The following is a 24,876-nucleotide window of genomic DNA, read 5'->3' as shown; positions in this document are numbered from 1 at the left end:
TAATGATGAACAACAAAAATTTGCTATCAATTTTACCGTCACTATTTTTAGGCTTATGTCTGGTCGCCCTGCCGGTCAACGCAACCGATCTAGCCCAGGCAAAATCGGCAGGGCTGGTGGGCGAACAAATGAACGGTTTCCTGGGCTTGGTCAAGCCCGATGCATCGGCCGAGATAAAAGCACTGGTTGAGAGCATTAATGCCCAACGCTTGGCGGAATATCAACGCATAGCCGCTAAAAACGGCGTCCCAGCGGAGGAAGTGGGCAGACTGACCGCGCAGAAAGTCATAGGGCAAGCGGCACCGGGTCAGTTTGTAGAAACGCCTTCGGGCTGGACGCAGCGCTGAGCGGTGAGAGCTTGGTCGGCACGAGTGGAGCGGTATTTTGAGTGGGCTTAGCAGGGTCTAAATACCTTCATTTGTTCGCAGTGGCACTAATAAGTCAAATTTAGCTATCTCCCGACCTAAACGTGAACATCACCAGCACCACTCGGGAGAAGTTACCTTGCGATCCCACTTAGTCAAGGCGAGCGAAATTCGTTAAAACCGCTGGCTGGAAAAGCAATTAGCTCTCTAAAGCGTCAATAAGCAGACGATTCGGTCATTCGCTCACGCCGAGGAGAAACCAGGCACAATGCCCACAAAATCAATGTGCGACAAATTGTCACACTTTTTTGTGGACAGCCGTATTTTAATCCAATAGAATGCGCCCACTTTCAGCGAAACGCAGATGATTCGAAAGAATCATGACCGTTAAATGAGGGGGGGGATAGGCGACCGTTAATCCGGTATAACAACAACAATAAACGCAAGAAATTAACCTACTGTTCAACGGTAGGCGTCCAATCAATATAAAAAATAACACCGGACGAAGCCCACTTTATGTGGGCTTTTTTATGCCTGCCGTTCTAGCTCACATGCCCGCCACTTTTTTATCGTCTTCTTCTTGGAAATTCCTGTAATTGATCGATATTTTTAAGCCGGCAAAGCGGCCAGACATTTTGATCAATTCGGAGGTGGTTTTATCGAACATCAACCTGACTTCGCTCAAAGCCCTGTCCTCGTAACCTTCTTCTATATCCTTGGCATCCAGCCGAAAATGGTAAAGATACACTTCCTGTTTTTCTTCATCGGTGATTTCCAGCGGTTCGCCCAATTGTTTGATCACCGTGGCTTTTTTCGGTAACAGCGCGGCGATTTTTTCCATTTGATCGGCTTTGGCTCTCAGCTGTTTTTTCTCTTCATTAATTTCCGCACCACCCAGCGAGCGAAACGAAGCCTCCAGAAACTCCGGCGGGGCGATTTGTAAAAACAGGTTGGAGAAGGTCCAGTCGGTGATTTTATCTTCCTTGTTAAAAGCTAGATCCAGGTAAAAGCTAATCTCCGGTGCAATCAACTTGCTGTCTTTGTCGATCTTACGAAACCAATAACGCCAGCGTTTGCCGTCTCCGGTATGTTCCTCAGTGCTGGCATGCAGCTTGGCCAGTGAAACAAAATCTTCGCTGAGCAGTTTGGGTTGTTTGAAATGCACGGTGAAATCATCTTTAGATGTCACCGCAAAATAACGATCAAACTCATCCATTTGTAGGTAAGTCTGGTAGGCGTGCAGCCAGTGCAAGCAGCCAGTCAAGGTACTCAGTAATACAAAAGCCAGGAACAGGCGAAAAAAGCGGTTAATTTTATTCATAGCCCCCTCAGTGCCGGGTAGGCGAGTTAGTATCGGTCTCGGCTGCCGGATTGGTCAGCAGGTTCTCCACATCAACCTTGTCAAAGTGGTATTGCGCTCCGCAAAATTGGCAATCGACTTCTATGTCGTCGCGTTCCCGCAAAATTGCTTCCAACTCTGACCGCCCTAATGCAGCTAAAGTGCCGCCGATTTTTTGCCGGGAACAATTACATTTAAATTCCACCGGCTCCGGCTCGTAAATTCTGACCTTTTCTTGATGAAATAAACGGTGTAACAAATCCTCGCAATCCAGACTTAACAGTTCGTCGGCAGTAACGGTATTAGCCAATATTTCAATCCGTTCCCAGTCGGCTTTATCCTGATTGCTACTCGGTAATTCCTGGATGAACAGCCCAGCCGCATGGGTTTTATTCGCAAACAGCCACAAACGGGTATCGAGCTGCTCGGATTGGGTGAAATAAGTTCTCAACACATCCGCCAGCGTTTCAGCTTCAACACCGACGATGCCTTGGTACGGTTCGGCATTCTCGGATTCCACCGTCAACACCAGCCTGCCGCCCTCACCTATCATGTCCCGCAAATTCGCACCGGTTACATGGGCCTCGCTGCGCACCAAGCCTCTGATTTGCCGCTCATTGCTGGATTGTGCCACCAGGGCTTTTAAATCACCGCCGCCTTGAATCTGCATGATCATCGCGCCTTTAAACTTGATGGTTGCCGACAATAACACCACCGCAGCCAAGGCCTGTCCCATTTGCGCATCGACAGCATCGTTGACTAAATGCTGATATTGTTTAGCTTGCTGCCAACTTTGTTCCAGCCGCACCCATTCGCCGCGCACCCCGTGTTCTTCGAAAATAAAGCGGCGTAAGCAATCTTGTTGTTTCATGATTTAGTGGAATCCTCTTAATTGAGCGGAGATTATAATCCGCACACCCCCATCATTCGACCTCGGGATGCACTTATGTCTTTTATATTCAAAAAAACCGCAATGCCCAGCGCCGTCCAAGCCTTACCGGGACGTCAGCAAGCCATAGACAGCGGCCAATTTCACGCTGTCAACGGACACCCTATCCATCCGCCATTTCCAGAGCATCTACGACAAGCCGTGTTCGGCATGGGTTGTTTCTGGGGCGCCGAGCGTAAATTCTGGCAACAAGACGGCGTATTCACAACCGCAGTGGGCTATGCTGGCGGCTTTACGCCCAACCCGACTTATCAGGAAATTTGCACCGGCATGACCGGCCACGCCGAAGTGGTGTTGGTGGTGTTCGATCCAGCCGTCATTACTTATGAAGATTTACTGACAATATTTTGGGAATCGCACAATCCAACGCAAGGCATGCGCCAAGGCAACGATGTCGGCACCCAATACCGGTCAGTTATTTACTGCCAGGACGACCAATATCAAGCAGCCTTGGCAAGCCAACAACAATACCAAGCAAAATTAACGGCCGCCGGCTTTCCAGCAATAACCACCGAAATCCGCAATGCCCCGACTTTTTATTATGCCGAGGAAGATCATCAACAGTATCTGGCTAAAAACCCGTCCGGTTACTGCGGCTTGGGCGGCCTGGGTGTCTGTTTTTCCGGATAGCCGAATCGCCGAGAAATCCTAAGGCATTATAAGACTTGAGATTATTGTTTCCCCGCCATCCCTGGAGAGTTTTTCCGGTTGACTTTTAGGAAAAAATCCTTCAATTTACGCGTCTGGTGTGGCTCTCCCTCTGCGCTCGGTTATAGCCGAACAAGCCCTAAAGGGCAGTCATCCAAACAGAGCTTTAAAACTAATATTAGTCTTAACAACACAAAACCGTACTCTGTCTCATCAACAGATTACCAGGAGGAAACATATGAAGAAGCCTGTAAAAAACTGGCTGCTTGCTTCGACTGTAGCTACTTTACTTGCTGCACCAACTGTCTCTACCGCTAACAGCGATGTTGAAAAACTGACACAAGACCCAGCTAACTGGGCTACATGGGGCGGCGACTACGCCGGCACACGTTACAGCAAGCTGTCGCAAATCAACGCTCAAAACGTTAAAAACCTGCAACCAGCCTGGTCTTTTTCTACAGGTGTTTTGCGTGGTCATGAAGGCGGCCCTTTGGTTGTTAACGGCGTTATGTTCATCCACACTCCGTTCCCAAACACCGTTTACGCGATAGATCAAAAAACTAAAGCAGTCATCTGGGAATTCACCCCGACCATGGACGCTGACGTAACCATCCCTGTGATGTGCTGCGATACCGTTAACCGTGGTTTGGCTTATGGCGACGGCAAAATCTTCCTGCAACAATCAGACACCGTTCTGACTGCATTGGATGCAAAAACCGGTAAACGCGTATGGAGCGTACAAAACGGCGACCCAAAACTGGGTATGACCAACACCAACGCACCATTGGTTGTTAAAGACAAAGTCATTACCGGTATTTCCGGCGGTGAGTTTGGTGTTCGCGGCTTTTTGGCTGCTTACAACATCCGTACCGGTCAACTGGAATGGAAAGGCTACAGCATGGGTCCTGATAAAGACACCCTGTTGAAACCAGGTAAATCCACCACTTGGGAAAATGGCAAAGTCACACCTGTTGGCGCTGACTCCGGCACTAGCACCTGGAAAGGCGACCAATGGAAAATCGGCGGCGGCACTACCTGGGGTTGGTATTCTTACGATCCTAAACTGAACTTGGTTTACTACGGCTCAGGCAACCCATCGACCTGGAACCCTGTACAACGTCCAGGCGACAACAAATGGTCTATGTCTTTGTGGGCACGTGACGCCGACACCGGTGAAGTTAAATGGGTTTACCAAATGACTCCACACGACGAATGGGACTATGACGGTATCAACGAAACCGTTCTGGTTGACCAAGAAGTGAAAGGCAAAATGCATAAAACCATCGTGCATTTCGACCGTAACGGCTTCGGTTATACCCTGGATCGTGAAACCGGCGAACTGTTGGTTGCTGAAAAATTCGACAAATCCGTCAACTGGGCATCTCATGTTGACCTGAAATCAGGCCGTCCTGAAGTAGTACCTGAGTTTTCTACAGAGCACAACGGTGAAGACGTTAACACTGTAGGCACCTGCCCTGCGGCGTTGGGTTCTAAAAACCAACAACCTGTTTCTTACTCTCCACAAACCGGCCTGTTCTATATTTCAGGCAACCACTTGTGCATGGAGTACGAACCGTTTGAAGTTTCATACACTGCTGGCCAACCTTATGTAGGTGCCACGCTGTCTATGATGCCTGCCGGTGCCGATGTGCTGACAGGTAAAAAAGACGGCACCACCAACCTGGGTCAGTTCACTGCGTATGATGCTAAAACCGGCAAAATCGCTTGGTCTAACAAAGAACAATTCTCTGTATGGTCAGGTTCGGTTGCTACAGCTGGCGGCGTCGTATTCTACGGCACCCTGGAAGGCTACCTGAAAGCAGTTGATGCTAAAACCGGTAAAGAATTGTACAAATTCAAAACCCCATCAGGCATCATCGGTAACGTAAATACCTGGGAATTTGACGGCAAACAGTATGTTGGCGTTCTGTCAGGTATTGGTGGCTGGGCTGGTATCGGTATCGCTGCCGGTATCGACGACGGCACATCAGCATCTAGCTCAGAAGGTTTGGGCGCGGTGGGTGCTTACAGAAGCTTAAGCTCCTACACTAAATTGGGTGGTACACTGACTGTGTTCGCTCTGCCTAACTAAGATCTAATTCATTAGATTTCAGTAAAGCAAGCCTTGGCCGAGCAATCGGCCAAGGCTTTTTTACGTATAGACCCCAGCTAAAAGGAAACTGCGATGAAAATATTCTCAACCGCCGCAAGACTGTTTATGACGGCGACCTTGGCTGTATCCACTATTTCCGTGAATGCCCAAGACAAATTCCGGGTTTGCGCCGACCCGTTAAACCCGCCCTATTCGACCAAGGAACAAACCGGCTACGAAAACAAAATTGCTGCCCTATTTGCCGAACAGTTAGGACAGGAACTGGAATATACCTGGCTGCCGGAAAGAATCGGCTTTATCCGCAACACATTGAAAGCCGAGAACGATAACGGCGAAGGTTTTAAATGCGATGTGGTGATGGGCGTACCGGCCGGTTACGACCTTACCGACACCAGCAAACCCTACTTCCACTCGACTTATGTGCTGCTGATCGCCAAAGGCCGTGGCTGGGACGATATCAAAGACAGCGCACAGCTAGCTAATCTCCCCCTGGACAGACAGGAAAAGCTAAAAATAGCAATGTTCGACCGCGGCCCGGGCACCGAATGGCTGCAAAAAAGCGGCTTGCTGGAGCAAGGGACTCCCTACCAAAGCATGACAGGGGACAGCGAACACAACACCGCTATGCAGATTGAAAAAGACTTGCGCGCCAAAAAGATAGACATGGTGATACTTTGGGGACCAATGGCGGGTTATGTGCAATCACAAGCCCCCAAAGGCAGCTATATTGCGATACCTATGCAATCTTCGCCCGGCCTGAAGTTTGATTTTTCAATAGCCGTGGGCTTGCGTCAAGGCGACAACAAACGCAAGCAACAACTAAATGAATTGATCGACAAAAACCTGGATAAAATCCAAGCCATCATCGCAAGTTACGACATCGCTGTATTGCCGATCCCCGCAGACACCGGCAAAAAAGACAACGATTGAAATTTGCTTTAAGGTCTAGCGCCCAAACAATCTCACCAGATGCGCAAAATGTCCGGCTTTATCATCCGTTAACTGCGACCAATCGAACCGCCAGCGCCAATTTCCTTCGGTTGTGCCTGGCGTGTTCATTCTATCGGGCGATCCCAACTTCAGAATATCCTGCATCGGAATCACCGCCAGATTGGCAACCGACCCGAATGCGGCATGAATTAAGGCGCTAGGCATAGGCAAACTAGACCAGCCGAGATAATCGTAAATGCGCTGCTTCTCGCCGTCGTTAAGCCCTTCAAACCAACCCAGCGTGGTATCGTTATCGTGGGTACCTGTGTAGACCACGCTATTTCTCTGATAATTACACGGCAGATAGGGATTGCGGCTATCATCGCCAAAAGCAAACTGCAAAATCTTCATGCCCGGCAAAGCGAACTCGTCGCGCAAGGATTCCACTTCTTCGGTGATGATGCCCAAGTCCTCGGCCACTAAGGATAGAGAGGCGAATTGCTCCTGAATGGCCGCCAGCAATTCGGCACCCGGCGCTTTCACCCAACACCCATTGATTGCGGTATTCTCGCTGGCCGGAATTTCCCAAGCAGCCTCCAAGCCGCGAAAATGATCGATTCGTAAAATATCGAACATTTCATACTGGGATTTAATCCTGTCCAGCCACCATTTAAAGCCGGTTTTCTGCAAATATTTCCAGTCATAGTGCGGGTTACCCCAGCGCTGACCATTCTCGGAAAAGTAATCGGGGGGCACGCCGGCCACCGTATCCATTTCGCCCAAATCGTTAAGTTTAAATACCTCACGGTTTGCCCATACATCGGCACTGTCGTACGACACAAAGATAGGAATGTCGCCGAACATCAGCACGCCATGCTTGGCCGCGTAATCTTTCAACTCGTGCCATTGCCGAAAAAACACATACTGCTCAAATTTGATCGTTTCGATCACAGCCTTCAGTAACTGCTTCGATTCGTTCAACGCGCCCGGCTCGCGTTGTTTCAGCGCATCCGGCCACTGATTCCAACTTTTATGTCCAAACACATTACGCAAGGCGATAAACAAGGCAAAGTCGTCAAGCCAATTGGCCTTTTCCACGCAAAACTGTTTAAAGTCGTGCTGCTGCTCAGCGTCAGCCAAGCTTTGAAAACCATAGAACGCTTTGGTAACCAGACAGCTTTTGGTGTATTCCGTATTGGTATGACAATCGCCGCAACGGTCGGTGGGTTGCAGCCAACCCTTATCGGCTAGCCATTGAATGTTAATCAAGGCAGGATTGCCGGCATGTGCCGACAAGCACTGGTAAGGTGAGCCGTCGCCGTGCGTCATGCCCAACGGCAAAGTCTGCCAGACTGTGGCACCGATATCATGCAGAAAATTAACAAAATTGAAGGCTTCCTTACCTAAATCGCCACACTCTCCACGGCCCGGGAGCGATGTTATGTGTAGCAAAACACCTGCGCGGCGTTTATCCAAGAGAGCACCCATGTTGTTTGTTCCGTTTTATTATATTTGAATACCGCGCCGCATTGCGCCACCCATCGCCGGGCTGCCGCTGCCTTGCGTAAACGATAAGGCCAGATACGGCGGAGGTTCTTCACCCAGCAAACGATAGAGATTGCTCAAATTAAGCCGGTACTGTTTTTCAAAATCGCTGACCGCTTCGCCCGGATTATAATCACCGAACCACCAAAACCAATCCGATCCCTCGCAGACGCCCAATTGCACCTGTGCGACAGCTAGCTGTTGCTCGGAGAGTTTACCGTTGGCGACCGCTTTGTCGAAAGCGATTTTGACATCGGCCAACATATCCCAGCCGCAGTTCTTATCGGCATCGCCAATCCAGGTCGAAAACGTACCATACACCCAACTACCGGCCACCAATTTCGGCAGGGATCCGCATTGGGGAGCAGCGCTATCCAGATAGTCCGAAAAAGTGGTTAATTCGATACGCGGGTGTTCGCTGAGCCGCTTATACAGTGCACTAAGAAAATGATACCCGTTATCCGGAAAATATTCCCAAGCATTTTCACCATCCATGATTATCGAAACCAAGGGCGTCTGGGGCTCATAATCGGCGATATTTTCCAAGTGATGAATCAGATCTGCCACCGCATCATCGGCATGCCATTTTGAATATTCAAATCCGATTAAATCCGACAATCCGTCGTCACGAAAAAAGCAGGCTATCTCTGCGGAACCCAACTTGAAGGGTCGATGCACAGCAACCGCTTCGCCGACCGCGCTGGCGCGTATGCTGTTATGCAAGACATTACCGCCACTGGCGGCCCATTTGAAACCAAAATCAGCTAACACTTGCAGAGTCCGCTGACTGATACTGCCCTCGGACGGCCAGCAACCTTGCGGTTCGAAACCGAAAAAATGCCGAAAAGTCGCCAAACCTTTTTGCAAATGCCAACGCACCCGCTCTTCACCGCCGGGGTAATGACTAATACCCGGCAAGATTACGCCGGGCATTGCCTCGCGCGCACTGTCTATCTCAAGCATCAACGGCATGATCGGATGCGCATAAGGCGTCACAGACAGTTCGATGCGGCCTTTTCTGGCCAAAGCTTTGTAACGGTAGATAACTTTCGATAGCAGATCGCCGATAATTTCGACAATCTCGATCCTATCATGCAGACTAAAACCACAGCCTTTTTCGATTAAGCGTTTCACCCGCTTATCATTGAGCTTGACAGTCTCGCCCATCCAGACCAGGTGATACCAAACCAAAATATCGGAAATAAATTGGGCGTTTAGATAATTGACAGAATCCTGATGCCCTTCAATCCAGTCGGCCATATCGGTTAATTTACGAAAAGCCGGATAGCGTTCGATCTGCCGTTCGCGATTGGCTTTCCGGCAATCGCGCAACAACTTTAAGCGCTTCTCCGGATCCGCGGACACCGAAGGCTCGACCAATGCTGCCAGCAGGGGGTCCTTGATGGCAATTCTATCGTGTAAATATCCGCTGACTTGGTTGGAATAATCTTCGATCTGCTCCAGCAGGATAGGCGCAAAATTCACTACCGCTTTGGCACCCGGCACGGCTTCCAGGTGTGCGACCATGTCCACATAGTCCTTGATCACATGCAGGTAGGTCCATGGCAGCTTGAATTCGCCGCTCTGCATGTCGCGGTACTCAGGCTGGTGCATGTGCCAGCACAGCACCAGCTTAAGCTTTTTATCGGACATAATTCCGTCTTTGTCCGAGCATATCGGAGGTCACCAACACCACGCCGCCCTCGCTGACATGAAAACGCTTTTCGTCTTCGGCTCGATCCTCGCCAATCACTGTGCCTTCCGGTATCTGACAACCTTTTTCGATGATGGCTTTGGTAATCCGACAGTGTCGGCCGATATTCACCTCGGGCAATACCACCGAATCCTGCACCGAGCTATATGAGTTGACCCGCACCATGGAAAACAGCAGGGAGTGGCGCACAGTGGCGCCGGAAATCACGCAACCGCCGGAGACCATGGAATCGATCGCCTGGCCCCGTCTATCGTCATCGTCAAACACAAATTTGGCCGGTGGCGTTTGCGCTTGATAGGTCCAGATCGGCCAGGTGTTGTCGTACAGATTCATATCAGGCTTAACACCGACCAATTCCATATTGGCCGCCCAGTAGGCATCAATGGTTCCCACATCGCGCCAGTAACTTTGCTGGCCGCTTTGTAAATCCAGGAACGGATAAGCATTGACCCGATATTTTTCGATCACCGACGGAATGATGTCTTTACCGAAATCGCGGCTGGAACCTTTGGTATCGGCATCCTTGATCAGTTGTTCAAACAAGAAACCGGCATTGAAAATATAAATACCCATGGACGCCAGCGCGGTGTTTTCGCGGCCGGGCATGACGGGAGGGTTTTCGGGCTTTTCCACAAAAGCCTTGACCCGGCGATTTTCATCGACGTGCATCACACCAAACGCTTTCGCGTCTTCCAGGGATACCTCAATGCAGCCTATCGTCAGATCGGCCTTGTTGGCGACGTGATCGGCCAGCATCACCGAATAATCCATCTTGTAAATGTGATCGCCCGCCAATACCAATACAAACTCCGGATTACGGGCCCGCAGGATGTCGATATTTTGGTAAATCGCATCGGCGGTACCTTGATACCAGGAATGTTCGTCATGCCGTTGTTGCGCAGGCATCAAGTCCACGTATTCACCAAACTCGCCTCGCAAAAAACCCCAGCCTTGTTGAATGTGGCGAATTAGCGAATCAGCCTTATACTGGGTAAGGATACCGATCTTGCGAATGTCGGAGTTGATACAATTGGATAATGGGAAGTCGATGATACGGAATTTACCACCAAACGGCACCGCCGGCTTGGCCCGCCAGTCGGTCATATCCTTTAGCCGCGATCCGCGTCCACCAGCCAGAATTAACGCAATGGTGTTGCGGGTTAAATCATTGACCCGTCTCTCCGTTTGATGTGTATCGACGACTGACATGTGTATCCTCTTTCAATTAAATAAGCTGTACCGCCCAAAACCGACTGCAACCGACATTTAACAGATTTCTCTACCTGCCACTTGCCGCGTAGAGCCATTATCGTTACTCTTCACGGAAAAGTAAAAACTCAAGCGATTTGATGCTGAAAAGTCGGTCATTACCAAAATTGCTATTCCTGCCAACCGATAACTAACTATAACTGAGGCATTGCAAAATGAACAAGCCAAGCAAAACCAACACGCTTGATTCAGAACTAATAAAACTCACCGAAGCAAAGCATCACGATCCTTTCTCAGTGCTAGGCCGTCATGGCCAAGGCCGCGATAATGTCATCAGAGTGTATTTGCCCTATGCGGAAACCGTGCGAATCAACAGTCCCCAAGGCCCTGAATTCTCTCGTATTCCCGACACCGATTTTTTCGAATACCATCCGGGTAGCGAAGCCATCGCCGAACATTACCCATTATTTTGGACGGATAAGGACGGCTATGACCACCAACACTACGATCCGTACTGCTTCGGCCCGGTGCTGCCGGAATTCGACCAGCATCTGTTTGCCGAAGGCCGGCATTGGCATATCTATCAAAAGCTGGGCTCGCATCTACACAGCGTAGCCGATATTCCCGGCGTACATTTTGCGGTCTGGGCACCGAACGCACAGCGGGTCAGCGTGATCGGCGACTTCAATCGCTGGGACGGCCGGTGCCATCCGATGCGCAGCCTGGGCAGTAGCGGCATCTGGGAAATTTTCATTCCAGGCCTGACCGTCGGCTGCCTGTACAAGTTTGAAATTCTGAATCGCCACACGGGCCAACTACTGGTCAAAACTGACCCTTACGGCCAGCAATTCGAATTCCGTCCGCAAACCGCCGCGATTGTCACAGCAGAAGACAGTTATACCTGGCAAGACGGCAGCTGGATGGATCACCGTCCGCAGCACGATTGGCTGCATCAGCCGATGTCGATTTACGAGGTACACCTGGGCTCCTGGCGGCGCGACCATCGCGGCAATTTCCTTAATTACCGGGAACTGGCCGAGCAATTGGTGGATTACGTCAAGGAACTGGGCTTTACGCATATCGAGCTGTTGCCAGTCACCGAGCATCCGCTGGACATTTCCTGGGGCTATCAAACCACCGGTTATTTTGCGCCCACCAGCCGTCACGGCACCCCTGACGATTTCCGCTATTTCGTCGACCATTGTCATCAAAACGGCATCGGTGTGATTTTGGATTGGGTCCCAGCCCACTTTCCGAAAGACAGCTTCGCGCTGGGTCGCTTCGACGGTACGCCGTTGTACGAACATGAAGACCCGCGCAAGGGTGAGCATCGCGACTGGGGCACCTTGATTTACAACTACAGCCGCAACGAAGTGAAAAACTTCCTGCTGTCCAGCGCTTTCTTCTGGCTGGAGGAATTCCATCTGGATGGCCTGCGGGTCGATGCGGTGGCATCCATGTTGTATTTGGATTATTCCCGCGACGCCAACGACTGGATCCCAAACATGTACGGCGGCAACGAAAACCTGGAAGCGATCGACTTCCTGCGCCAGATGAATACCGTCACCCACGAGCAGCATCCCGGCACGGTGATCATGGCCGAGGAATCAACCTCCTGGCCGCAAGTCACTCGCCCGACCTGGACCGGCGGCCTGGGTTTCTCAATGAAGTGGAACATGGGCTGGATGCATGACATTCTGCATTATATGCAGGAGCAACCGATTCATCGCTCGTATCATCACGATTCGCTGACTTTCGGCTTGCTGTATGCGTTCACCGAAAACTTCGTGCTACCGTTTTCCCACGACGAAGTGGTACACGGCAAAGGTTCGATGTTGAACAAAATGCCCGGCGATGAATGGCAGCGCTTCGCCAATTTGCGCCTGCTGTACACGATGATGTTTACCTACCCAGGCAAAAAACTGTTGTTCATGGGCTGCGAATTCGGTCAAGGCACCGAATGGAGTTGCAACCGCACGTTGGATTGGTACGTACTGGATTACCCACACCACAAAGGTCTGCAAACGCTGGTCAAAGACTTGAATAAACTCTATTCCAGCCATACCGCCCTGCACCGCTACGACTTTGATCATCACGGCTTCGAATGGATCGATTGCCACGACTATCAGCAATCCATTATTAGCTATCGGCGCAAATCAGCGCATGAAGATCTGATCGTGATCCTGAACTTTACGCCCGTGCCGCGTGAAGCCTACCGGATCGGCGTACCTAACCCAGGTACTTACTACGAAATATTCAACTCGGATTCGCAGTATTACGACGGCAGCAACACCGGCAATGGCGCAGTGCTGTCCGAACCGCAACCGTGGATGAACCAAGACCACTCCATTTCCGTCACCTTGCCGCCCCTGGCCGGCATTATTTTGAAAATGTAGTTTTATCGCCATGAAAAAAATTCTGTTCGCGAGCAGCGAAACTCATCCCCTGATCAAAACCGGCGGCCTGGCGGATGTCGCCGGCAGCCTGCCTTTGGCCTTGGCCGAACTGGGCCAAGACGTACGGATTATCATGCCCAATTACCAGGGCATCAAGAACTGCGAGCCCGGCCGTTACCTATGTACGGTGCGAGTCAACAATTGCGACGTCAATCTTTTGGAGACCCGATTGCCGGACAGCGACGTCATCGTCTGGTTGGTCGACTATCCGCCGTTCTTCAATTTTCCCGGTAATCCGTATCTCGATGAAGCCGGGCGACCCTGGCCGAACATCGGTGAGCGCTTTGCGCTGTTCTGCCGCATCATCGTGGAAGTGGCCACCAACCGGGCATATTTAAACTGGCACGCCGACATCGTGCATTGCAACGATTGGCAGACCGGCTTGGTACCGGCGCTACTGTCATTGGAACCCAACCCGCCGGCGACGATTTTTACCATTCACAATATGGCCTACCAAGGGCTGTTCCCCGGCAGCACCTACGCCCAGTTAAATCTGCCTGGGCAATTACTACACCCCGACGGCCTGGAATTCCACGGCATGCTGTCCTTTATCAAAGGGGGCCTGAGCTATTCCGACCGCATAACCACGGTGAGCCCCACCTATGCCCAGGAAATCCAGACCCCTGAGTTCGGTTACGGCTTGGAAGGACTATTGGCGCATAAACAAAGCCACTTGAGCGGCATTCTGAACGGTATTGATGTGTCGGTCTGGAACCCGGCTAACGACGAATATATCGCTAAACCTTTCAGCGTCGATACTTTAAAAGACAAGCTAATCAATAAAACGGCACTACAACAACAACTGGGCTTGCCGGTGGACTCGGAAACCCCATTGTTCGGCTTGATTGGCCGCCTGGTCGAGCAAAAAGGTATCGATCTGGTACTGAGCTGTCTGCAGGAGATGACCACCCTACCCTTGCAATTTGCCTTACTGGGCAGCGGCGATAAAAGCATCGAATACCGCTTGCAGGAGTTTGCCCGCCTGTATCCGGAAAGAGTGTCCATCACCATCGGCTATGACGAACGCTTGGCGCATCAAATCGAAGCAGGTGCCGACATCTTCCTGATGCCATCGCGCTTCGAACCTTGCGGCTTGAACCAAATGTATAGCCAATGCTACGGCACGATACCTATTGTCAGAAAAACCGGCGGCTTGGCAGACACGGTGGTCGATGCACTGCCGGAAAGCATCAGCAATGGCAGCGCCAGCGGCATCTCGTTTAACGATGCGTCAGCGGCAGCGCTGATAGAAGCCATCAAACGCAGCCTGGTGTTATTCCACAACCGACCGGTCTGGAAGAAAATTCAGCGTAACGCGATGGTCAAGGATTTCTCCTGGCAAAACAGTGCGAATCAATATCTCGCGCTTTACAATGAAATCTAAACCCTGCTTGGCCGGCTTGATGTTGATAGCCGGCCTCGCGGTTGCCGACGAATCGGTGCTGGAAGTCATCCCGCTCGTCAACCGCCCCGCCTCAGAAGTACAGGCTTTAGTGGCGCCCTTGCTGGATGCCGATGATCGCGTCATCGATAACGGTTCCAGTCTGATCGTTAAAACCAATCCCGCCAAACTCGGCGAAATCAGGGCCCTCATTCAAAAACTCGATGCCCGGCTCAGCAATTTAGTCATCAGCGTCTTACAAACCAGCAGCAAAACGGCAGCCGAGTTGAACGCCGAAGCGGCCATTGCCGCAGCGCCGAATACGATTCGGATGCGCGGCATGATGGGCAACACCGAGGATTTGCAAAACAAGCAGCAAAATCAACAATTACGCACCCTGGAAGGTCAGGCAGCCCATATCAAAACCGGACAGGTCCGACCGGTGCAAAATTACAGCGTCTACGACTCGGGCTATGGTTACGGTTCCGCGGTAAGCACCAATACCCAGATGATTGAAGCCAGTACCGGCTTCGCTGTTACGCCGCGCTTGACCGGCAACCAAGTCACTCTCGATATCGAACCGTGGTCGGACACCTTTCAGCGCAACGGCCACATCGAAACCCAATCCGCACACACCACTTTACGCGCCAATCTCGGCGAATGGGTGGAACTTGCCGGCAATGCCGACACCGAACAATCCGACAGTCGCGGCTTCAACAGTTTCAACCACAGTACCCGGCAAAACGTTTTACGCATTCTGATCAAAGTCGATCAAGCGGATTGATCGGGACCCGCACTCAACTACCAGCCGAACAATCCTACCCGGCAGCGTCACGGTATTATTTTCGGAATCTGTGCGCGGCAACATAATATCAATATCGTAATTGGCGGAAAGCGCATACTAATTGGTTATGATGGCCCGACAAATTCATGCCGACAGCCTTATGAGCATTACTGCCAAACGTTCCGCCACCGTTTTTACATATTTTCTAACGATCATGTGTCTGGCAATATCCGGTTGGGTGTCCGCCCAGGAAACGTTGCGGTTACTCACTTGGGACGGTTACGCCGATAATGAAGTGATTTCGGCATTCCAGCAGCGGTTCAACGTCGCGATTGAGTTGACCCTGGTCACGTCGGACGACGACCTTTGGCAGAAAATCAATAGCGGCAGCTATGACGTATTTGCTGTCAATACTGCGGAATTGCAGCGTTATATCGATCATGGCCTGAGCAGACCGATCAGCATGGCGAATATCCCCAACCATGCCCGGCAATTGCCGCGTTTCCAAAACTTGCAAGCTATCCCCGGCCTGGTTCGTGGGAACGACACGTATGCCATTCCTTACACCTACTCGGAAATGGGGCTGATCTATAACCGCAAACTAATTAACACAGCCCCACAATCCATGTCGGCTATGTGGGATACTGCTTATCGGGGCCGCGTGCTGGCTTTTAACGCCAGTAATCACAATTTTTCCATGGTCGGCTTACTGAGGGGCGTCTCCAATCCGTTCCGGATGACGGATCCCGAACTACAACAGGCCGCTCGCGAATTGGCCAAGTTACGCCGTAATGTTTTGACTTTTTACGCGACTGCCGAGGAAGCGACCAGGCTTTTTGTCAAATATGATATAGCCTTGATTTTCGGTAATTACGGCACCCAACAACTGAAAGCCCTGCGCGAAGCAGGTGCCGACATCGGCTATGTGATTCCCCGCGAAGGCGCGCTGGCCTGGCTGGATTGCTGGGCAATCACCCAAAATAGCCGAAACCCTGAATTAGCGGAAGCATGGATTAATTACACCTTGGAAAAAGTGGTCAGCGAGCGACTCACCCAGCAACACGGCTTGGCAAACACCCTTACAGCGCCGGAGAACGACAGCCCCCAAAACCTGCCCATCATTTGGCTGGAACCGATACTCAATCCGCTAGCGCGCAAAACTCTATGGGATAGAATCATTTCCGGCGAAGCGCCCGAGGCATTCTGAGTGCGCTCCAGCATAGGCATAAAACTGGGTTTCTGGCTGGCACTGCTAGGCACACTATCCACAGGCCTAACCGGTTATTATGTTTACGACCGCAGCCGGACCATGCTGGTGGGAACGGCCAAGGATAAGCTGTTAAACGACACCCAAGCCTTAGGACACCGATTTGCGGATGCGTTGGCAGCTACCGCCAGCAACGTAAAGTTTCTAACCCATCTGCCGGTCAGCGCCGACATCGTCTCGGCGAAACCTGAGTCAAAGTTGAGCATACGCAAAAATCAATTGGCGGAGATTTTTGTCAGCCTGCTGAATGCCCATCCCGAATACAGTCAAATCCGTTTGATCGACACACAACATTACGGCAAGGAATTGGTCAGAGTCGATAGAGACCGAGACAACCTCAAAATCATTGACGAGGCACAATTACAAGAGAAGAACCATTTCCCATACGTATTCGAAACCATGCCGCTAGCCGCCGAGCAATACTACGTATCCGAAATCAATTTAAATCAAGAATTAGGCACTCACCTGGGATTCGGCAAACCCACTCTGCGGATAGCGATGCCCATCAAGTCGGCGAACGCCTCCACCATCGCGGTGATCGTCATCAATGTCGATTTACAAGGGTTGTTCGAGCAAGTGCGCGGCGATATTCCCGACGATATTGAATTGCTGCTCAGCAACGACAGAGGGGACTACTTGATGCACCCCGACGCGGCAAAAACCTTTGGATTTGAGAGCGGCCGCAATTTCCTGATTCAGGATGACATCCCGAACATAAAAGCGATTCTGGCTGGCAAACAAGCGCATTTGGTATTCGCGACCAGCGATAAGCAAAGTCTGGCCGCTTCTTCACTGGCCGCTTTCGTAAAACTGCCGTTGGGCTCGGAAAGTCGCGGGCGCTTCGCGATGCTGGGCTTGTACACGCCGCTGAAAAACGTTTTGCAGGAAAGTAAAGCCCTGGGAATAGGCGTTATCGAAATAACATTGCTGTTCAGCCTGCTGGCAAGTGCAATTTCGCTACTGTTGGCGCGCGTCCTGGCCAAACCGCTAAATTCGATGACGACCGCCATCGGTCAATACAAGCTGGGCACGCCGCTGACCGGGCTACCGACGCAGCGTAACGACGAAATCGGCTACCTGGCCAATAGCTTCATGTCGATGACCGAGCAACTAAACTCGCAAATAGCTGAGCTACATGCCTCCGAAGCCAAGTTGCATGCCATTCTCGACAACGCACCGGTCGGCATTTGGCTGGCCGACCTTGATACGCGCTTTTTGTTTGTAAACCATACCTTTTGCGACGCCCTTGGCCTGCCGGAAGCCCGCTTCATTGCTAACGAGCAACTTGCCGAGCTGTTTGGCACGGAAATGGCCGCCCGTTTCCTAAGCGCCGATCAAGCCTGTTTAGCGCAAGCGAACCAACCGCATCAATCTCTCGAGCAAATTAAATTTGCCGACGGCAAACGGCATACCATCCAAATAACCCGCACCCAATTACAGGACATTAACCAAGAAACGGTCGGCATTATCGGTATTGCCATGGATATCAGCGATCGCCAACAAGCGGCTAATCGCGAACGCGCCCATAACCACGTACTGGAATTACTGTCAAAAGGTGCGGCATTACCGGATATCCTGCAAGCGGTAGTGCGGGGTGTGGAAACCCAAAATCCGGACTTACTCTGTTCAATCTTGTTATTGAATAGCGAAGGCAATCGCCTATTTATTGGTGCGGCACCACGCCTGCCCGACTTCTACAATGCCGCCGTAGACGGCTTGTTCATAGGTCCCGGCGTCGGCTCATGCGGCACCGCCGCTTACTTTGGCCAACGCGTCATTGTCGAAGATATTCAAAATCATACGTATTGGGGACCTTTTACCGAGCTTGCGGCACGGGCCGACTTAGGGGCGTGCTGGTCGGAACCAATCCGTGGCTCCTCCGGCCAATTGTTGGGCACGTTCGCTATTTACCAGCGCCAGCCAGCGTCACCGGGAGCCGACGATATTCAGATGATTGAACAGGCTTCGCATCTGGCCGGCATCGCGATCGACCGTAGCCGCAGTAATGAAGAGCTGCAATTGGCTTCGTTAGTCTATCAAAACAGCAGCGAAGCCATGGCCGTAACCGACGCACAAGGCATGATCATCAATGTTAATCCGGCTTTCACCGCGTTGACCGGCTACACCTTGGACGAAGTCATCGGTAAAAACCATAACATTCTGAACTCCGAGCGGCAGAGCGAACAGTTTTATCAAGCCATGTGGCACGCCATCAACACTGGCGGTCACTGGAAAGGCGAAATTTGGAATCGCCGGAAGAATGGCGAGATTTTCGCCGAGCAACTGACCATCAATACCATCTTCAGTGCGGATGGCGTGCCGCAGCGGCGAGTTGCGTTGTTTTCCGACATCACGCAAAAAAAACAGTCCGAAGAACTGATCTGGACCCAAGCCAATTTCGATCCGCTCACTGGCCTGCCCAACCGCCGCATGTTTCACGACAGACTGGATCAAGAAATCAAAAAGGCACATCGTAGCGGCTTACAGGTCGCTTTGATATTGCTCGATCTGGACCGGTTCAAGGAAGTTAACGATACACTGGGGCACGATATGGGCGATTTATTGCTAAAAGATGCCTCGCAACGGCTACTGCGTTGCGTACGCGATTCCGATACTGTCGCCAGATTGGGCGGCGACGAATTCACAGTTATCCTCGGCGAACTTGATGATGCCGACGACGCCGAACGCGTCGTCAAAAACATCCTGCAAAGATTGGCCGAACCTTTTCAGCTGAAAAGCAAAGTGGCCTACATCTCCGCCAGTATCGGCATCACGCTCTACCCCAAGGACGCCGAGAGAATCGATTCATTAATCAAAAACGCCGATCAAGCAATGTACGCCGCGAAACATCAGGGCCGTAATCGCTATTGTTATTTCACTCCGTCAATGCAGGAAGCCGCTCTAGCGCGCATGCTGATTGCCGACGATTTGCGTAACGCTCTGGAGGCCAACCAGTTTGAAGTGTATTACCAGCCGGTCGTGGAACTGGGCTCCGGCGCCATCCATAAAGCCGAAGCGCTGATTCGCTGGCAACACCCGACGCGCGGCATGGTCAGTCCCGCAGAATTTGTGCATATTGCCGAAGATATAGGCCTGATTGCCGAAATCGGCGATTGGGTATTTAAACAAGCGGCGGGACAGGTCAAACAATGGCGTTCCCGGTACCATCCGGATTTTCAGATCAGCGTCAACAAATCGCCGGTGCAGTTTTACGACGACCAGTCCCAAGGCACTTGGCTGGATCACTTGCAAACACTTGAGTTGCCCGGACAAAGCATCGTGGCGGAAATTACCGAGGGCTTGCTGCTGGACGCCAGCAATGTGGTAAAAGATCAATTACTGGCTTTTCGAGATGCGGGAATTCAAGTATCGCTGGACGATTTCGGCACAGGCTATTCGTCGCTGGCTTATCTGAAGAAATTCGATATCGACTATCTGAAAATAGATCAGTCTTTCGTCGGTAATTTGTCGCCGAACTCCAGCGACAAGATACTCTGCGAAGCGATTATCGTCATGGCGCACAAGCTGGGCATAAAGGTCATCGCGGAAGGCATAGAAACCGAACAACAACGCCAGCTACTGCTGGAAGCGGACTGCGACTATGGACAGGGCTATTTATTCTCCAGGGCCCTGCCGGCCGATGCATTCGAGGAACTACTAGCCTCAGGCACCAGCGCACAGAACACACTTATTTGAGCTTCAATTTCAGTAAATGCACCCGCCGATTGTCGGCCCGCAATACCTCGAAACAGAAATCTTCCAGCTCCACTTTTTCGCCTTTCTTGGGAAAATGCTCAAGGCGCTGCACGATCAAACCGCCTAGCGTATCGTATTCGTCGTCTTCCAGCGTAGCGGAAAAATAATCGTTGAATTCTTCGATGGGTGTCAGCGCGCTGACGATAAACTCTTTTTCGCTACGCTGAGAAATAAATTCTTGTACTTCATCGTCGTCGTGTTCGTCTTCGATCTTGCCGACGATTTGCTCTAGGACGTCTTCAATCGTCACCAAGCCGGCGGCGTTGCCGTATTCGTCGACGACGATAGCCATGTGATTGCGTTCGGTGCGAAATTCTTTTAACAACACGTTCAAACGCTTGCTTTCCGGAACCACGTTGACCGGACGCATCACATCTTCGACTTTCAGGGTTTTATCCCGCAAAGCATGAGCCAGCAAGTCTTTGGCCAGTAACACGCCGACTACCTTACTGCGGTCTTCTTCGATGACTGGAAATCGGGAATGGGCAAATTCGACAACTAAAGGAAAGATGGTTTCCAGCTCCGCATCCCGGGGCACGACCACCATTTGCGAACGCGGAATCATGATGTCTCTGACCCGCATCTCCGCTACGTGCATTACGCCTTCCATCATGGCCAACGCGTCGGAGTCTAAAAGATGTTTTTCTTGCGATTCTCTCAATATCTCCAGCAAGTCTTCCTGATCTTGCGGCTCCCCACTCAGAAAATGACCGATGCGCTCGATCAAGCTCTTATGGGGTTGACTACTCGGGGGGTTACCATCGCTCATTACTTTCCATCCTCCATATAAGGGTTTGCTATACCTAATTTGCTCAAAATCTCAATTTCTAATGCTTCCATTTGTTCGGCATCCTGATCCTCTATATGGTCATACCCTAGCAAATGCAATACGCCGTGTATAGTGATATGCGCCCAATGATGTTCGGCCAATTTGTTTTGCTGCGCCGCTTCCTGCGCAATCAGCGGCGCGCAAATCACCAAATCGCCCAGCAAGTCCATATCCATACCCGCCGGCGCTTCAAACGGAAAGCTCAGGATATTGGTCGGCCCATTCTTGTGGCGATATTGTTGGTTGAGTTGCGCACTTTCCGCATCATCGACTAACCGAATCACCAGTTCGCTGTCCGCGCCATCTTCAAAAATTGCCAGGGCGATATCCGCCCATTGCTGAAACTGCTCCAATTCGGGGTGAGGCGCCGACGTAGCAATTTGCATGTCGATATAATTCATACACTAAACCGAGGGCGTGTGCTCTTTTTCATAGTGCTCGTAGGCGGCGACTATCCGCTGCACCAAAGGATGCCGGACCACGTCGCGCACGCCGAAAAAGGTAAAACTGATACCCTCTACATCCTTCAGCACTTTCAACACATGCTTCAAGCCGGACATTTTTTCGTTGGGTAAATCGATTTGCGTGACATCGCCGGTAATGACGGCGGTGGAGCCGAAACCGATCCGGGTCAGAAACATCTTGATCTGTTCCACCGTGGTATTTTGCGCTTCATCCAGAATAATGAAGGAATCGTTCAAGGTTCTACCGCGCATAAAGGCTAAGGGCGCTACTTCGATGACATTTTTTTCCAGTAATTTCTCGACGCGTTCGAAGCCCAACATGTCGTAAAGCGCGTCGTACAAGGGCCGTAAATAGGGATCGACCTTCTGCGCCATATCGCCCGGCAGGAAACCCAATTTTTCGCCCGCTTCGACTGCCGGCCGCACCAGGATAATCCGCCGTACCGTCTCGTTTTGCAGCGCGTCAACCGCGCACGCCACCGCCAGATAGGTTTTACCGGTACCGGCGGGACCGACGCCAAAATTAATGTCGTGCGAAATGATCTTGCGCAAATAGTCCTGTTGATTAAAACCGCGTCCCTTGATCACTCCGCGCTTGGTTTTAATCGCCACCGGCTCCAATTTCACATTCGGAGCCGCCTGTAGTAACTGGTCGATACTGGCATCCTGCAAACTCAAATGCACTTGCTCCGGGGTAATTTCTTCCCGCTCGGTGAGTTCGAACAATTTCTGAATCACCGCGCAAGCTGCCGTGACAGCTGCATCAACGCCCGTCACTTTGAAATGATTGCTGCGATTGGCGATCTCTACCTGCAAGCGTTGCTCGATCTGGCGGATATGCGCATCCAATTGTCCGCAAAAATTGGACAACCGCTGCGCATCTGCGGGTAACAGGGTAATTTCTTGCGAAAAATGGTTGGCGTTCAACACTAGGCGGTCTGCTGGATTTTTTCGATGGACGATTCCACCAGACGGCCGCGTAACGAATTGGGCAAGGCTTCGGCAATGTAGACATCAACGAACTGGCCTATCAAGCGCGGGTGCCCGGCAAAATTCACGGCGCGGTTGTTCTCGGTACGACCAGTGAGATGCAGCGGATTTTTCTTGGAAATGCCTTCTACCAGTACGCTTTGCACCGTACCAATCATCGCTTCGGAAATAGCCATAAACATCTCGTTAAGTCGGTCTTTTAGACGCTTCAGACGTTGCTCCTTTACAGCCATACTGACGTCATCGGCAAAATTAGCCGCCGGGGTACCCGGCCGAGCACTGAAAATAAAGCTGTAGGACAGGTCATAGCCGACTTCCTCGATCAGCGCCATGGTATCTTCGAAATCTTGTTCGGTTTCGCCGGGAAAGCCGACGATGAAATCCGACGACAAACTAATGCCCGGCCGCACCGCTTTCATCTTGCGCATGATTTCCAGATAATCTTCGCGCCTATGGCCGCGCTTCATCTCGGCCAAAATCCGGTTGCTGCCGCTTTGCACCGGCAAATGCAAATGATTGACCAACTGCGGAATTTCGGCAAACGCTTCGATAATATCGTCAGTGAATTCCAAAGGATGCGATGTGGTGAAACGTATACGGTCAATACCATCGACGGCGGCAACGCAATGCAACAACAGCGCAAAGCTAGCTAGATCGCCATCTTCCATCGCACCGCGATATGCATTAACGTTTTGGCCGAGCAGGTTGATCTCGCGCACGCCTTGTCTGGCCAGCGTTTCGATTTCGGCAATCACATCGTTCAGCGGCCGGCTGACTTCTTCACCGCGGGTGTATGGCACTACGCAATAGGTACAGTATTTACTGCACCCTTCCATTACCGACACATAGGCCTTAGGACCTTCCGCACGCGGTTCAGGTAAATTATCGAATTTTTCGATTTCCGGAAAAGAAATGTCTACGACATGCTTACCGCCGCTCCGCGCTTGATTTAACAATTCAGGCAAGCGGTGCAGGGTTTGCGGGCCAAACACGATGTCTACATACGGTGCGCGTTTTTGCAGCGCGGCACCTTCCTGGCTGGCCACGCAGCCACCGACGCCGATAATCACACCGGGACGTTTATCTTTGATTTTTTTCCAGCGCCCAACCGCAGAAAACACCTTTTCCTGGGCTTTTTCGCGAATCGAACAGGTGTTTAGCAGTAACACATCGGCGTGTTCCGGAATATCGGTCAACTCCATGCCATGCGATGCCATCAATACGTCCCGCATTTTATCGGAATCGTATTCGTTCATTTGACAGCCGTTAGTCTGTATGTAAAGTTTTTGCGCCATGCTTGATGAGATACCTCAACTACTCTCACTAACAAAAAACCCCCATCTCGCGACGGGGGCTCGTAATGGCCGGATTATAAACCCAATTTTCGGCAAATGCTTGTTTTATACGGCAATCCCCACTTGCAGGGCCTCGAACCAATCCAGAAAACGCTTCACATCATCGCCTTTAAACATCCGACCATGTTGCGGGGCCAGTATGTCGATATCCAACTTCCTGACCCGATCAATCCAGGCGCGCTTAGCTTGATTAGAGGGCATCCAACGCTGATGAAAGAAACGCATCTTCTCGACGTGCATATCGAAGTTGTCCACAAATACCGGCGTACCCGGCGCTTCCAAGGCTGCACCGACATCGCCGGACATCAGGATTTTGGCGTGTGGATCGTAAATATGGAAATTAGCAGAGGCATGCAGGTAGTGCGCAGGGATGATCTGCAACTCGGTAGTACCGAGATTGATGACCCCGCCATGATCGGGAATCGGCACATATTCGATAGTTTCGCAGCCGAAATGCCTTAAAAAACCTTCCCATAACGCTGCCGCATGCAGTTTGGCGTGAGGCAACGCTTGATCCCATAAACCTAAAGACGAAATGATGTCCGGATCTTGATGCGATGCGAACAAATCGGTAATTTCCTCTACCGGCGCATGGTGTAAAACCGCCGCCAGCATGGGTGCAAACAGTTCTATGCCGCCGGGATCAATCAATAAGCAGCGATTGGCCGTCCTCACCATATATTGGTTGGTATCGATAATTTTTTCGGGCTTATGTACGTCGCGGCCAAACATTATCCATTGGTAGGCGCCCTCATAAATTTTGGTCATTCTCATGCTAACTG

19 protein-coding genes are annotated in these 24,876 nt (G+C 51.2%); 9 read left to right on the top strand and 10 right to left on the bottom strand.

Annotated features, from left to right (window positions below):
- The first annotated feature begins 2 nt into the window (after positions 1-2).
- Entirely contained in the window at positions 3-347 is a 345-nt protein-coding gene (locus ACR64Q_RS02950; protein ID WP_313733542.1) for a YdbL family probable chaperone protein, read from the top strand.
- A 565-nt stretch (positions 348-912) separates the two neighbouring features.
- Here the strand turns inward: ACR64Q_RS02950 and ACR64Q_RS02945 are convergent.
- Positions 913-1,686, bottom strand: coding sequence for a hypothetical protein (locus ACR64Q_RS02945; protein WP_026603489.1), 774 nt, complete (start codon positions 1,684-1,686; stop codon positions 913-915).
- Positions 1,687-1,693: 7 nt separating this feature from the next.
- Positions 1,694-2,575: an Hsp33 family molecular chaperone HslO gene (gene hslO, locus ACR64Q_RS02940; RefSeq protein ID WP_026603488.1), complete on the bottom strand. Its 882-nt coding sequence runs from the start codon at positions 2,573-2,575 to the stop codon at positions 1,694-1,696.
- 75 nt (positions 2,576-2,650) lie between these two features.
- On the opposite strand from hslO, the gene msrA reads away from it, so the two are divergent.
- The 3 genes from msrA to ACR64Q_RS02925 all read left to right on the top strand — a co-directional run bounded on the left by msrA (position 2,651) and on the right by ACR64Q_RS02925 (position 6,344).
- Positions 2,651-3,283, top strand: a complete 633-nt coding sequence (msrA, locus tag ACR64Q_RS02935; RefSeq protein ID WP_313733541.1) for a peptide-methionine (S)-S-oxide reductase MsrA — start codon at positions 2,651-2,653, stop codon at positions 3,281-3,283.
- 256 nt (positions 3,284-3,539) lie between these two features.
- Positions 3,540-5,393, top strand: a complete 1,854-nt coding sequence (locus tag ACR64Q_RS02930; protein ID WP_313733540.1) for a methanol/ethanol family PQQ-dependent dehydrogenase — start codon at positions 3,540-3,542, stop codon at positions 5,391-5,393.
- A gap of 93 nt (positions 5,394-5,486) precedes the next feature.
- On the top strand, positions 5,487-6,344 hold the full coding sequence (locus tag ACR64Q_RS02925) for a quinoprotein dehydrogenase-associated putative ABC transporter substrate-binding protein (RefSeq protein ID WP_313733539.1): 858 nt from the start codon (positions 5,487-5,489) through the stop codon (positions 6,342-6,344).
- A gap of 15 nt (positions 6,345-6,359) precedes the next feature.
- On the opposite strand, the gene malQ is transcribed toward ACR64Q_RS02925, so the two are convergent.
- Genes malQ through glgC form a run of 3 tightly spaced genes read right to left on the bottom strand, consistent with a single transcriptional unit; the run spans position 6,360 to position 10,812 of the window.
- Positions 6,360-7,832: a 4-alpha-glucanotransferase gene (gene malQ / locus ACR64Q_RS02920; RefSeq protein ID WP_313733538.1), complete on the bottom strand. Its 1,473-nt coding sequence runs from the start codon at positions 7,830-7,832 to the stop codon at positions 6,360-6,362.
- An 18-nt stretch (positions 7,833-7,850) separates the two neighbouring features.
- Positions 7,851-9,542 carry a glycoside hydrolase family 57 protein gene (locus tag ACR64Q_RS02915; RefSeq protein WP_026603484.1) on the bottom strand — a complete coding sequence of 564 codons (1,692 nt, stop codon included), beginning with the start codon at positions 9,540-9,542 and terminating at the stop codon, positions 7,851-7,853.
- Positions 9,532-10,812 (bottom strand): glucose-1-phosphate adenylyltransferase, encoded by a 1,281-nt coding sequence (glgC, locus tag ACR64Q_RS02910; RefSeq protein WP_026146964.1) that lies wholly within the window; start codon positions 10,810-10,812, stop codon positions 9,532-9,534. Before glgC ends, ACR64Q_RS02915 begins: the two co-directional genes overlap by 11 nt.
- A 215-nt stretch (positions 10,813-11,027) precedes the next feature.
- Between glgC and glgB the strand changes: the two genes are divergently transcribed.
- From glgB to ACR64Q_RS02885, 5 genes are all read left to right on the top strand, one after another.
- Positions 11,028-13,208: a 1,4-alpha-glucan branching protein GlgB gene (glgB, locus tag ACR64Q_RS02905; RefSeq protein WP_026603483.1), complete on the top strand. Its 2,181-nt coding sequence runs from the start codon at positions 11,028-11,030 to the stop codon at positions 13,206-13,208.
- Between the two features lie 10 nt (positions 13,209-13,218).
- A complete protein-coding gene (gene glgA, locus ACR64Q_RS02900) occupies positions 13,219-14,652 on the top strand; it encodes a glycogen synthase GlgA (protein ID WP_313733537.1) in 1,434 nt (477 codons plus the stop codon).
- Positions 14,642-15,433, top strand: a complete 792-nt coding sequence (locus ACR64Q_RS02895) for a type II and III secretion system protein (protein WP_313733536.1) — start codon at positions 14,642-14,644, stop codon at positions 15,431-15,433. Before glgA ends, ACR64Q_RS02895 begins: the two co-directional genes overlap by 11 nt.
- A gap of 160 nt (positions 15,434-15,593) precedes the next feature.
- The gene (locus ACR64Q_RS02890) at positions 15,594-16,640 is read left to right on the top strand and encodes an extracellular solute-binding protein (RefSeq protein ID WP_313733535.1); all 1,047 of its coding nucleotides are present in this window, start codon (positions 15,594-15,596) and stop codon (positions 16,638-16,640) included.
- Positions 16,641-20,396: a bifunctional diguanylate cyclase/phosphodiesterase gene (locus ACR64Q_RS02885; RefSeq protein ID WP_313733534.1), complete on the top strand. Its 3,756-nt coding sequence runs from the start codon at positions 16,641-16,643 to the stop codon at positions 20,394-20,396.
- Here ACR64Q_RS02885 and ACR64Q_RS02880 read toward each other — a convergent pair.
- The 5 genes from ACR64Q_RS02880 to ACR64Q_RS02860 all read right to left on the bottom strand — a co-directional run bounded on the left by ACR64Q_RS02880 (position 20,389) and on the right by ACR64Q_RS02860 (position 24,868).
- On the bottom strand, positions 20,389-21,225 hold the full coding sequence (locus ACR64Q_RS02880; RefSeq protein ID WP_020483175.1) for a CorC family transporter: 837 nt from the start codon (positions 21,223-21,225) through the stop codon (positions 20,389-20,391). The two genes, ACR64Q_RS02885 and ACR64Q_RS02880, sit on opposite strands and share 8 nt — an antisense overlap.
- Positions 21,225-21,686, bottom strand: coding sequence for an rRNA maturation RNase YbeY (gene ybeY, locus ACR64Q_RS02875; RefSeq protein ID WP_313733533.1), 462 nt, complete (start codon positions 21,684-21,686; stop codon positions 21,225-21,227). The genes ACR64Q_RS02880 and ybeY overlap by 1 nt, the downstream gene beginning before the upstream one ends.
- Positions 21,687-21,689: 3 nt before the next feature.
- Positions 21,690-22,679 (bottom strand): PhoH family protein, encoded by a 990-nt coding sequence (locus tag ACR64Q_RS02870; RefSeq protein WP_026603477.1) that lies wholly within the window; start codon positions 22,677-22,679, stop codon positions 21,690-21,692.
- The gene (gene miaB, locus ACR64Q_RS02865; RefSeq protein WP_313733532.1) at positions 22,679-24,034 is read right to left on the bottom strand and encodes a tRNA (N6-isopentenyl adenosine(37)-C2)-methylthiotransferase MiaB; all 1,356 of its coding nucleotides are present in this window, start codon (positions 24,032-24,034) and stop codon (positions 22,679-22,681) included. The genes ACR64Q_RS02870 and miaB overlap by 1 nt, the downstream gene beginning before the upstream one ends.
- A 105-nt stretch (positions 24,035-24,139) precedes the next feature.
- Complete coding sequence (locus tag ACR64Q_RS02860; RefSeq protein WP_026146965.1) at positions 24,140-24,868, bottom strand: oxygen-binding di-iron domain-containing protein; 729 nt, start codon at positions 24,866-24,868, stop codon at positions 24,140-24,142.
- Positions 24,869-24,876 lie beyond the last annotated feature (8 nt).

The organism is Methylomonas sp. 2F7, assembly GCF_057126975.1.
This window is presented reverse-complemented; position numbering and strand designations above follow the sequence as displayed.

Coding starts and splice junctions, on each gene's coding strand:
- ACR64Q_RS02950 (WP_313733542.1), top strand. CDS start 3: ATGATGAACAACAAAAATTTGCTATCAATTTTACCGTCACTATTTTTA.
- ACR64Q_RS02945 (WP_026603489.1), bottom strand. CDS start 1,686: ATGAATAAAATTAACCGCTTTTTTCGCCTGTTCCTGGCTTTTGTATTA.
- hslO (WP_026603488.1), bottom strand. CDS start 2,575: ATGAAACAACAAGATTGCTTACGCCGCTTTATTTTCGAAGAACACGGG.
- msrA (WP_313733541.1), top strand. CDS start 2,651: ATGTCTTTTATATTCAAAAAAACCGCAATGCCCAGCGCCGTCCAAGCC.
- ACR64Q_RS02930 (WP_313733540.1), top strand. CDS start 3,540: ATGAAGAAGCCTGTAAAAAACTGGCTGCTTGCTTCGACTGTAGCTACT.
- ACR64Q_RS02925 (WP_313733539.1), top strand. CDS start 5,487: ATGAAAATATTCTCAACCGCCGCAAGACTGTTTATGACGGCGACCTTG.
- malQ (WP_313733538.1), bottom strand. CDS start 7,832: ATGGGTGCTCTCTTGGATAAACGCCGCGCAGGTGTTTTGCTACACATA.
- ACR64Q_RS02915 (WP_026603484.1), bottom strand. CDS start 9,542: ATGTCCGATAAAAAGCTTAAGCTGGTGCTGTGCTGGCACATGCACCAG.
- glgC (WP_026146964.1), bottom strand. CDS start 10,812: ATGTCAGTCGTCGATACACATCAAACGGAGAGACGGGTCAATGATTTA.
- glgB (WP_026603483.1), top strand. CDS start 11,028: ATGAACAAGCCAAGCAAAACCAACACGCTTGATTCAGAACTAATAAAA.
- glgA (WP_313733537.1), top strand. CDS start 13,219: ATGAAAAAAATTCTGTTCGCGAGCAGCGAAACTCATCCCCTGATCAAA.
- ACR64Q_RS02895 (WP_313733536.1), top strand. CDS start 14,642: ATGAAATCTAAACCCTGCTTGGCCGGCTTGATGTTGATAGCCGGCCTC.
- ACR64Q_RS02890 (WP_313733535.1), top strand. CDS start 15,594: ATGAGCATTACTGCCAAACGTTCCGCCACCGTTTTTACATATTTTCTA.
- ACR64Q_RS02880 (WP_020483175.1), bottom strand. CDS start 21,225: ATGAGCGATGGTAACCCCCCGAGTAGTCAACCCCATAAGAGCTTGATC.
- ybeY (WP_313733533.1), bottom strand. CDS start 21,686: ATGAATTATATCGACATGCAAATTGCTACGTCGGCGCCTCACCCCGAA.
- miaB (WP_313733532.1), bottom strand. CDS start 24,034: ATGGCGCAAAAACTTTACATACAGACTAACGGCTGTCAAATGAACGAA.
- ACR64Q_RS02860 (WP_026146965.1), bottom strand. CDS start 24,868: ATGAGAATGACCAAAATTTATGAGGGCGCCTACCAATGGATAATGTTT.